Source organism: Patescibacteria group bacterium (assembly GCA_028711655.1).
GTDB lineage: Bacteria > Patescibacteriota > Patescibacteriia > Patescibacteriales > JAQTRU01 > JAQTRU01.
The window spans coordinates 1-8361 of the sequence record JAQTRU010000043.1 but is presented as its reverse complement, the minus strand read 5'-3'; the positions used below and the strand labels follow the sequence as shown (position 1 = coordinate 8361).

The window sequence follows — 8361 nt, the reverse complement described above, 5'->3', positions numbered from 1 at the left end:
CCTTAAGTTTTTTTGCTTTCAGATGGTAATAATTGCCGTCTACTTTAATTTCAGCTCCTAAGCAGGCAAAGCCCTCCAGAAACAAATCAATCGGCCGGCCGCCGGCGCCAATAACGCAACCGCCGGGGTGGGGAAATTTAACCTCGCCGAATCTGGCCAAAATCGGTCCGACAAACATTATGGAAGCCCGGAATTTATTGGCGAATTCCGGGTTAAGCTCAATTTTGCCGATATCGGCTGTGGAAACTTCAATATGGTCTCCGTTGCGGTTCATTTCCGCCCCCAGGTCAAGAAGCAAATGCAGGGCTTTGTCAATGTCTTCAATTTTGGGCAGATTGGAAATAGAAATTTTTTCTTTGGAGAGGATGGACGCCGGAATAATTTTTAAAGCCGCATTTTTTGCCCCTTTAACCCTTATTTCTCCGGCTAATTTTTTTCCCCCGGTAATTATAAATTTTGACATATTGGAGATAGATAATAAATGGTGAATAATAAAAATTATGTTTATATCATAGCCTATATTCTTCAAAATTTCAACTTGTTGCTAATTTTTTCCATAGGTGGTAAAATTTATATAGGATTTGCCTTTTCGCCTGTTTGCGCGCAAGGAGGGGGAAAGCAAGAAAAATTTAATAAACTAAAGCAAAATCTATGTGGAATTGGATAAAAAATCTTTTCGGAGGCAATAAAAAACAAGAAGGGGAGGTCCAGGCGGATGCGGTAAGCCAGCCAGTGCCGCCAATGCCAGAGGAAGCTGGAGAAGAAAAAAATTCTTCCGGAACAGGAGAAAATTAAAAATACAGAAAAAACAACTAGTCTTTTAAGCAAGGCTGGTTGTTTTGTTTGCTTAACATTATGTTTGTGGATACCCATGCCCATGTCAATTTTAACGCTTTTAGCCAAGACGCCGACGAGGTAATCCGCCGTTCTTTGGCCGGAGATACCTGGATGGTTTTGGTTGGTTCAGAGTACAAGACTTCAAAAAAAGCCCTGGATTACGCCAACAGATACGAGAAAGGTGTTTACGCCGCGGTTGGCCTGCATCCGGTCCATCTTGATGATCTGATGGTTGAGAGCGACGACGAAAACGGAGAATACAGTTTTCGGGCGAAAACCGAGGAATTTAATTATGACAACTATGAAAAGTTGGCCAAATTTGAAAAAGCGGTGGCGATCGGCGAAATCGGCCTGGATTATTATCATATAAATTTGGCCGGAGATGTTTCTGCCATAAAGAAGAAACAGCGGGAAATTTTTGAAAGCCAACTGCTTTTGGCCCGGCATTTGGATTTGCCCGCGATTATCCATTGCCGCCAAGCCCATGACGATATGCTGGCGGTCTTGGCGGATTTTAAAAAGAAGCGCAGAGACATGATTCCGGCCGACCGGCCATGGGGAGTGATGCATTGCTTTTCCGGAGACGAAGATTTGGCTTGGAAATATTTTTCTCTCGGCCTTATTATTTCTTTCACCGGCCTGGTTACTTTCAGCAAGCGCTGGGACGACTTAATCAGGAAAATGCCCCCGGAAAAATTTATGATAGAAACCGATTGCCCCTACATGACTCCGGAGCCTTATCGCGGCAAACGCAACGAACCGCTTTTGGTTAAGCGCGTAGCGGCGCGCATCGGGGAAATAAGAAATTTGAGCCCGGAACGGGTGGGGGAGATTACAACGAAAAACGCCAGGGAATTTTTTGGTATTTGATTAATGATTTTGATGGTATTTATAATTTTACCCGGTTTCCAGATTAATTCGGTTATAGACGTTTATTTTTCCCGCAAATCCACAAATTCACTACAAATCTACAAATACCAAACAGACTATTCCCGCTAGGATTCGTAAATTTGTAAGATTTGTAAGAGATTTGTAGTTTGTAATTATTGTGGATATCTGGCATTGACTTTGGGATATTTGTTTGTTAAGATAAGATTGATTTCAGGAGAAATTACACAATTTTTATCAGATTATCATGCCCCTTAATCCGGATTATGTCCGGGATGATCAGGGGGTCAATTTTTATTTTTAAAAAAAATATTTTTTTGCCGGAAGGGGATGGTCACAAACAGGGACTGCCACCGAACCCCGTATTCGGCCTAAAATTTTAAATTTCGGTAAATTTTAAAATATAGCATATTATTATGGAGGAGAAATTTTTTGGAAAATATAAAAGCATAAGGGATTTGTCCTGGGCGATGGCTCTTTACAGCAGCACTTCAATTTTCGGGCCATTGATAATTATCGGCGGGATCGGCTGGTATTTGGACAGAATTTTTAATACCCGGCCTTGGATTTTACTGATCAGCGTTCTTGTGGCCTTCATCGTTACTAATTTTTTGCTTTTTAAAAAAGTGGCGTTTTTGACGAAATGGATTAAACGGCAAAAGGAATTGGAGAAAAGCGAAAAAAAAGGGCGGGAGAAAAATAATTTAGATTAAAACTATGGAGTTAAACATAAAACTTGCTCCGGATATTCTGTTCCATTTCGCCGGTTTCCCGGTGAGCAATGCTTTTTTTTGGTCTTTGGTTTTGAGTTTATTTTTGATTATTTTTACTCTTTTCGTCCGAAAAAATCTGAAACTGGTGCCTGGGAAACTGCAGAATATCGTTGAGCTTCTTCTGGAAAGCGGTTATTCTTTCGTGAAATCAATAGCAGGCACGGAGAAAAAAACAAAACGGATTTTTCCCTTGGTTTTTACCATGTTTATTTTTACTTTGGCGGCTAATTTGGCTGTTTTTATTCCCGGGCAGTCGGCCATAACGTTGGCCAGGCAGGAGGGATTTGTCCCGCTTTTTCGGGCCGTTATGTCGGATTACAGCATGGTTTTTGTCATGACCATAATTACTTTCTTAACCACCCAGATCGTGGCTATTATGGTTCATGGCCCTTTCGGCTATTTGGGCAAATTCATAAATTTGAAAAATCCTTTGCAGTTTTTTTTAGGGTTCATGGATTTAATCGGCGAATTGGCCAAAGTAATTTCCTTATCTTTCCGTTTGTTCGGGAATATTTTCGCCGGAGAAGTTTTGGGGACGGTAATGCTATTTTTGGCGCCGTTTTTCATCCCTCTGCCTTTTTTATTTTTGGGGCTGTTGACGGCCGTAGTTCAGGCTTTTGTTTTCGCCGTGCTCACCTTGGTGTTTATAACCATGGCTTCGGAAATAGAAGAGGATGAACTGACGGAGAGCGCATCAATTTAAAAAATAATAAAATTCAATAAATTAATATCCGCCAGAGGCGGACTCGCAATATAAAAATTTATGTGGCGGGAAATAATAAAATAATTAATTCTATGATTTTCAATCTTAAAAAATAATTGAGAATTGAAAATTGAGAATTGAAAATTTATTTAATATGGATCCAGAAACATTTAAGTACTTGGGCGCCGGCATAGCCATGGGCATGGGAGCCATTGGACCCGGCATCGGCGAAGGGATTGTGGCCAGTCGGGCCTTGGAAGCTATCGGCCGCAACCCGGAAGCGGCCGACAAAATCACGCCCTTGATGTTCGTGACTATGGCTATCTGCGAATCTACCGGCATTTATTCTCTGGTAATCGCCCTGATTATTCTTTTCGGTTAGAAAATAGAGCCTGTCCCGCCTTTACCTCACCCTAGCCCTCTCCTTAGTAAGGAGAGGGGAGCAAAATGCGGGATGCCTTTATTTTTTAATTTATTTTTTATATGAAGCTATTTCAAGCCTTGGGCCTGGATATTAGAATTTTAATCGCCCAATTAGTTAATTTTGCGGTGCTGGTGTTTGTTTTGTGGAAATTCGGCTATAAGCCGGTTTTAAAATTTTTGGATGAACGGAAGGAAAAAATTGAAAAAGGCGTGGAGGATGCCAGGCGGGCGTCGGAGAGACTGGAAGAAATGGAAGAAAGGGAGGCCGAACTTGTAAAAGCGGCCAAAAAAGAGGCGGCCATGATTTTGGAAAAAACCAAGAAGCAGGCGGAAATTAACCGGCAAAAAATTGTTGACAAAGCCAAGGAAGAAATCGGCCAGATTATTAACCAGGAGAAAGACAAAATAAAACTGGAAAAGGCCGAAACCTTGAAAGAGATAAAAGCTGATATAGCCGGCTTGGTAGCTCTTTCTTTGGAAAAAATTTTGGGGGAGAAAATAAACGGCAAGGAAGACGAAGAATTGATAAAAAAAATTGTAAAAAATTTGAAATAACATGATTTCCGCTGGAAATAGATTTCTAGGCGGGGCGAAAGACACTTAAAAAACAGATTGAAATATTATTATAAATAATTAAAATTTCTAACGGAATGAAGATAACAGCCAAACAATACGCCGTTTCCCTGTTTGAGGCGATAGACCGGGCGGAGGGAAGCAAAATTCGGGATATTATAAAAAATTTTTCAAGAATTTTGGTTGAGAACAATCAAACTTCCCAGCTTGGGAAAATCATAGGGCAGTTTGAGCGGATTTGGGACAAGAAAAACAAGATAGTAAAAGCCGAGATTATCAGCGCTTTGAAGCTAACCCCGGAAACGGAAAAGGCGGTTAAATTTTATTTAAAGAGGACCGCCGAGGGCGGAGAAGTGAAGTTAAGCCAAAAAGTTGATAAAAGCGTTTTGGGCGGGCTAATAATAAAGCGCGACGATAGAATTTTGGACGCGAGTTTAAAAACCAGATTGGCGGAGTTTAAGAATGTTATCGGAAAATAAGATGATAATTGCCAATTGCCAGTAAATATGAACCCCATTGGAAGATGACGAAATTTTTAGCGGGAAAAAGATATTTAAAAATAAATTAAAATATAATATGGAAAAAGAAAACAAGAAAATTTTTAGCGGAGCGAACAAGACCAAGGATTTTATTGTTGAGCAATTAAAAGAGCAGATAAGCGGGTTCAAAGCCGAAACAAAAGAAAAAACTTTCGGACGGGTAATTGAAGTCGGCGACGGCATTGCCCGGGTTTCCGGCTTGTCTGACGCGATGATGTCGGAAATGCTTGAGTTTAAAACTTCGGGCGGAGCGGCTTTCGGCGTGGTTTTGAATTTGGAAGAAGACAGTGTTGGCGCCATTATTCTGGGGGACGCTTCCTTGATTAAAGAAGGCGACGAGGTTATAGCTTTGAAAAGAATTTTGGAAGTTCCGGTCGGCGACGAATTGGTGGGCCGGGTGGTAAATCCTTTGGGCCAGGCTCTGGACGGGAAAGGGGACATAAAGACGAAAAAATCTTATCCGGTTGAAAAAATAGCTCCGGGGGTTATCGCCCGCGAGTCAGTAAAACAACCGGTGCAGACCGGGCTCAAAGCCATTGATTCAATGGTTCCGATCGGCCGAGGCCAAAGGGAATTGATAATCGGCGACCGCCAAATCGGCAAAACCGCCATTGCCATTGACGCGATTATTAACCAAAAGGGGCAAAATATGAAGTGCCTCTACGTGGCGATTGGCCAGAAAGAATCAAAGGTGGCTTCAATTGTGGCCAAGCTGGAAGAATTCGGAGCCATGGCCTATACCACGGTAGTTGTGGCCGGAGCGTCTGATCCGGCGTCTTTGCTCTATATCGCTCCTTACGCCGGTTGCGCTATGGCTGAATATTTTTTGGACAAAGGCGAAGATGTTTTGATAATTTACGACGATTTGTCAAAGCATGCCGTCGCTTACCGCGAAGTTTCCCTGCTTTTGCGGCGGCCGCCCGGACGGGAAGCTTATCCCGGAGACGTTTTTTATCTTCACTCCCGTCTGCTGGAAAGAGCCTGCAAGCTAAACAAAGATCATGGCGGCGGTTCCATCACCGCTTTGCCGATTATTGAAACCCAAGCCGGAGATGTTTCCGCCTACATTCCAACCAATGTTATTTCCATAACTGACGGCCAGATTTACCTGGAGTCGGACCTTTTTTACAAAGGCAACCGTCCGGCCATTAACGCCGGCCTTTCCGTTTCCCGCGTCGGCTCCTCGGCCCAGATTAAAGCCATGAAAAAAGTGGCCGGAAAAATGCGCTTGGAGGCGGCCCAATTCAGGGAGCTGGAAGCTTTTGCCCAATTCGGGTCTGATTTGGACAAAGAAACAAGGGCAAAGCTGGAAAGGGGCAGGCGCATGGTTGAAGTTTTGAAGCAGGACCAGTATGTTCCCATGCCCGTAGGAGCGCAGGTAGTTACCTTTTTTGCCTTGATTTCCGGATTTTTGGATAATGTACCGGTAGAAAAGGTTAAAGATTTTGAAGCCGGCCTTTTAGAATATGTCCAGGATGTAAATCCCGATATAATAAAGGAAATAGAGAAAGCTGGAGAGTTAACCGAGCCCGAAGAGAAAAAATTAGAAAAAATTATTAAAGATTATAAAGATACACTGGATTATTTGGTAAAAGAGGAGAAGGTGAAATAATTATAATCCGAATCTACGAATTAATCCCTGCCTTGCCGGCAGGCAGGCGAATGCTCCGAATTATCAAAGCGAGGCATTCGGAGCATTCGGATAATAATTCGGGTTAATTAGGATTATATCTTTATGGCGAAGACAAAAGAAATCCAAAGAAGAATAAAATCCATAGGCAACACAAAAAAGATAACTCGGGCTATGGAGATGGTGGCGGCGTCCAAGATGAAAAAGGCGGTGGAATCCGTTTTGCGTACCCGGACTTACGCCAATTTAAGTTGGACCACGATTTTAAACCTTTCGGAAGCGGTTAATTCCGGAAAGAGCCTCCACCCCCTTCTTTCCGGCCGCAAGGAAATAAAAAGGGTCGGGATAGTTTTGTTAACCTCCAACCGCGGCCTTTGCGGCGGGTTTAACGCCACTATTATGAACAAAGCGGTTGACTCGGCAAAGAAGCACAAAGAAAATGAAAAAGGAGAAAAAATAGAAAACGAGTTTATTTTGGTCGGAAAAAAGGGCCATTCGGTTTATTCCCGTTTCGGTTATAAAATCGCGGCTGTGTTTGAGAAACACGATACTTGTTCCGAAGTGAGGGAGGTAAGCCCTCTTGCCCGTTTGGTGATTGATGATTTTTTGTCCGGCAAATACGATAAGATTATGGTGGCTTATTCCGATTTTGTGAGCGCTACCCGCCAGGTGCCGCGGGTCAAGCAGCTTCTGCCCGTAGAAATAGAAGCCGAAGAAGAATTTTTGGGAGTAGTCGGAGAAGACACAAGGGTTGGCGTGGACAGAGAATATATAAAAGGCAAGGAAGACAAATATTTGCATGATGAAAAGAAAAATAAATATGTTTTTACCTATGAACCAACGCCGGAAGAAGTTTTAAACGAGATACTGCCAAGAGTTTTGGAAATCCAGCTTTTTCAGGCTTTGCTGGAATCAAACGCTTCCGAACACAGCGCCCGCATGGCCGCCATGCACCAGGCTACGGACGCGGCCGGAGATCTGGTTGACGAGTTGACCTTGTTTTACAATAAAGCCAGGCAAGCCGTTATTACCTCAGAAATCGCGGAAATAAGCGCCGGCGCGAACGCGTTGAAAGGGTAAAATAATAAAAAAATCGTCATTCCCGCGCAGGCGGGAATCTAGACAAAATGTACCAAGAAAAATTATCTTATGTTTATATAATGGCCAGCGGTAAAAATGGCATTTTGTATATTGGAGTAACGGCAGATTTGCAGAATAGAGTTTATGGGCATAAGCAAAAATTGGTTGAGGGTTTTACGAAAAAATATAACGTTGACAATTTGGTGTATTATGAAATATTCGGCGATATTGGAGAGGCGATTATGAGAGAAAAGCAATTAAAGAAATGGAAGAGAGAGTGGAAAATAAAGTTGATAGAGAAAAATAATCCCGGGTGGAAAGATTTATGTGATGAGTTGTTTAAAGAATAAAATATTACCTTCGTCATCCCCGTGAAAACGGGGAGGTAATTTAGAAAGAATCACAAATATCCTTTTGCCAATATCGTTTTCGTCATTCCCGCGTAGGCGGGAATCTAGACAAAATTTTTCTGGATTCCTGCTTTCGCAGGAATGACGAATAAAGAAAAAAGGACAATAAAAAAAGCCACCTCGGAAGTAGTGAGGTGGCGCGATGAAACGATAGTGTTTTATGGAAAAAGGAGTCTTGGGAGATATTCCCAATAGAGGAGAAGAATCATGATCCCAATGCAAACCGCAAGGGGGTAGAGAGATTGATTTTTTTTGTCCGACATGGCGATTCTCCTTTTAAGAAATGAACAAAAAATATTAAAATTATTATAAATAATAATTGTAATAAGTAATATAAAATTATAGCATATAATAAATAATTTGTCAAGCCCTAAAAAATGGGTATACTAAGGCAGTTGGAACAAGAGTAAAATTAAACTAGCTAATAATTAACTCTCTTGTTCTATGATCGCGCTCTTAAACCAGGTCCCTTCTGAGACCAAAATCAGAAAACAATTAAGAAAAA

At 41.9% G+C, this 8361-nt stretch carries 11 protein-coding genes; 10 read left to right on the top strand and 1 reads right to left on the bottom strand.

Going from position 1 to position 8361, the window contains the following annotated elements:
• Window positions 1-463: UDP-N-acetylglucosamine 1-carboxyvinyltransferase (locus PHQ42_04735; protein MDD5072009.1), on the bottom strand; the 463-nt coding region annotated here is incomplete at its 3' end.
• 188 nt (window positions 464-651) lie between these two features.
• On the opposite strand from PHQ42_04735, the gene PHQ42_04730 reads away from it, so the two are divergent.
• The 10 genes from PHQ42_04730 to PHQ42_04685 all read left to right on the top strand — a co-directional run bounded on the left by PHQ42_04730 (window position 652) and on the right by PHQ42_04685 (window position 7796).
• On the top strand, window positions 652-795 hold the full coding sequence (locus PHQ42_04730; GenBank protein MDD5072008.1) for a hypothetical protein: 144 nt from the start codon (window positions 652-654) through the stop codon (window positions 793-795).
• Between the two features lie 60 nt (window positions 796-855).
• A complete protein-coding gene (locus tag PHQ42_04725; protein ID MDD5072007.1) occupies window positions 856-1707 on the top strand; it encodes a TatD family hydrolase in 852 nt (283 codons plus the stop codon).
• Between the two features lie 434 nt (window positions 1708-2141).
• Window positions 2142-2438 (top strand): AtpZ/AtpI family protein, encoded by a 297-nt coding sequence (locus PHQ42_04720; protein MDD5072006.1) that lies wholly within the window; start codon window positions 2142-2144, stop codon window positions 2436-2438.
• 4 nt (window positions 2439-2442) lie between these two features.
• A complete protein-coding gene (locus PHQ42_04715; GenBank protein MDD5072005.1) occupies window positions 2443-3201 on the top strand; it encodes a F0F1 ATP synthase subunit A in 759 nt (252 codons plus the stop codon).
• A 154-nt stretch (window positions 3202-3355) separates the two neighbouring features.
• Window positions 3356-3583 (top strand): ATP synthase F0 subunit C, encoded by a 228-nt coding sequence (gene atpE / locus PHQ42_04710; GenBank protein ID MDD5072004.1) that lies wholly within the window; start codon window positions 3356-3358, stop codon window positions 3581-3583.
• Window positions 3584-3684: 101 nt separating this feature from the next.
• Window positions 3685-4179 (top strand): F0F1 ATP synthase subunit B, encoded by a 495-nt coding sequence (atpF, locus tag PHQ42_04705; GenBank protein ID MDD5072003.1) that lies wholly within the window; start codon window positions 3685-3687, stop codon window positions 4177-4179.
• Between the two features lie 95 nt (window positions 4180-4274).
• The gene (gene atpH, locus PHQ42_04700; GenBank protein MDD5072002.1) at window positions 4275-4676 is read left to right on the top strand and encodes an ATP synthase F1 subunit delta; all 402 of its coding nucleotides are present in this window, start codon (window positions 4275-4277) and stop codon (window positions 4674-4676) included.
• Window positions 4677-4773: 97 nt separating this feature from the next.
• Window positions 4774-6348, top strand: coding sequence for a F0F1 ATP synthase subunit alpha (gene atpA, locus PHQ42_04695; GenBank protein MDD5072001.1), 1575 nt, complete (start codon window positions 4774-4776; stop codon window positions 6346-6348).
• A 123-nt stretch (window positions 6349-6471) separates the two neighbouring features.
• Complete coding sequence (gene atpG / locus PHQ42_04690; GenBank protein MDD5072000.1) at window positions 6472-7446, top strand: ATP synthase F1 subunit gamma; 975 nt, start codon at window positions 6472-6474, stop codon at window positions 7444-7446.
• Between the two features lie 47 nt (window positions 7447-7493).
• Window positions 7494-7796: a GIY-YIG nuclease family protein gene (locus PHQ42_04685; protein ID MDD5071999.1), complete on the top strand. Its 303-nt coding sequence runs from the start codon at window positions 7494-7496 to the stop codon at window positions 7794-7796.
• The last annotated feature ends 565 nt before the right edge of the window (window positions 7797-8361 follow it).

What these genes read in the sequence shown, in the direction of transcription:
- PHQ42_04730 (MDD5072008.1), top strand. Translation starts at nt 652, where the DNA reads ATGTGGAATTGGATAAAAAATCTTTTCGGAGGCAATAAAAAACAAGAA.
- PHQ42_04725 (MDD5072007.1), top strand. Translation starts at nt 856, where the DNA reads ATGTTTGTGGATACCCATGCCCATGTCAATTTTAACGCTTTTAGCCAA.
- PHQ42_04720 (MDD5072006.1), top strand. Translation starts at nt 2,142, where the DNA reads ATGGAGGAGAAATTTTTTGGAAAATATAAAAGCATAAGGGATTTGTCC.
- PHQ42_04715 (MDD5072005.1), top strand. Translation starts at nt 2,443, where the DNA reads ATGGAGTTAAACATAAAACTTGCTCCGGATATTCTGTTCCATTTCGCC.
- atpE (MDD5072004.1), top strand. Translation starts at nt 3,356, where the DNA reads ATGGATCCAGAAACATTTAAGTACTTGGGCGCCGGCATAGCCATGGGC.
- atpF (MDD5072003.1), top strand. Translation starts at nt 3,685, where the DNA reads ATGAAGCTATTTCAAGCCTTGGGCCTGGATATTAGAATTTTAATCGCC.
- atpH (MDD5072002.1), top strand. Translation starts at nt 4,275, where the DNA reads ATGAAGATAACAGCCAAACAATACGCCGTTTCCCTGTTTGAGGCGATA.
- atpA (MDD5072001.1), top strand. Translation starts at nt 4,774, where the DNA reads ATGGAAAAAGAAAACAAGAAAATTTTTAGCGGAGCGAACAAGACCAAG.
- atpG (MDD5072000.1), top strand. Translation starts at nt 6,472, where the DNA reads ATGGCGAAGACAAAAGAAATCCAAAGAAGAATAAAATCCATAGGCAAC.
- PHQ42_04685 (MDD5071999.1), top strand. Translation starts at nt 7,494, where the DNA reads ATGTACCAAGAAAAATTATCTTATGTTTATATAATGGCCAGCGGTAAA.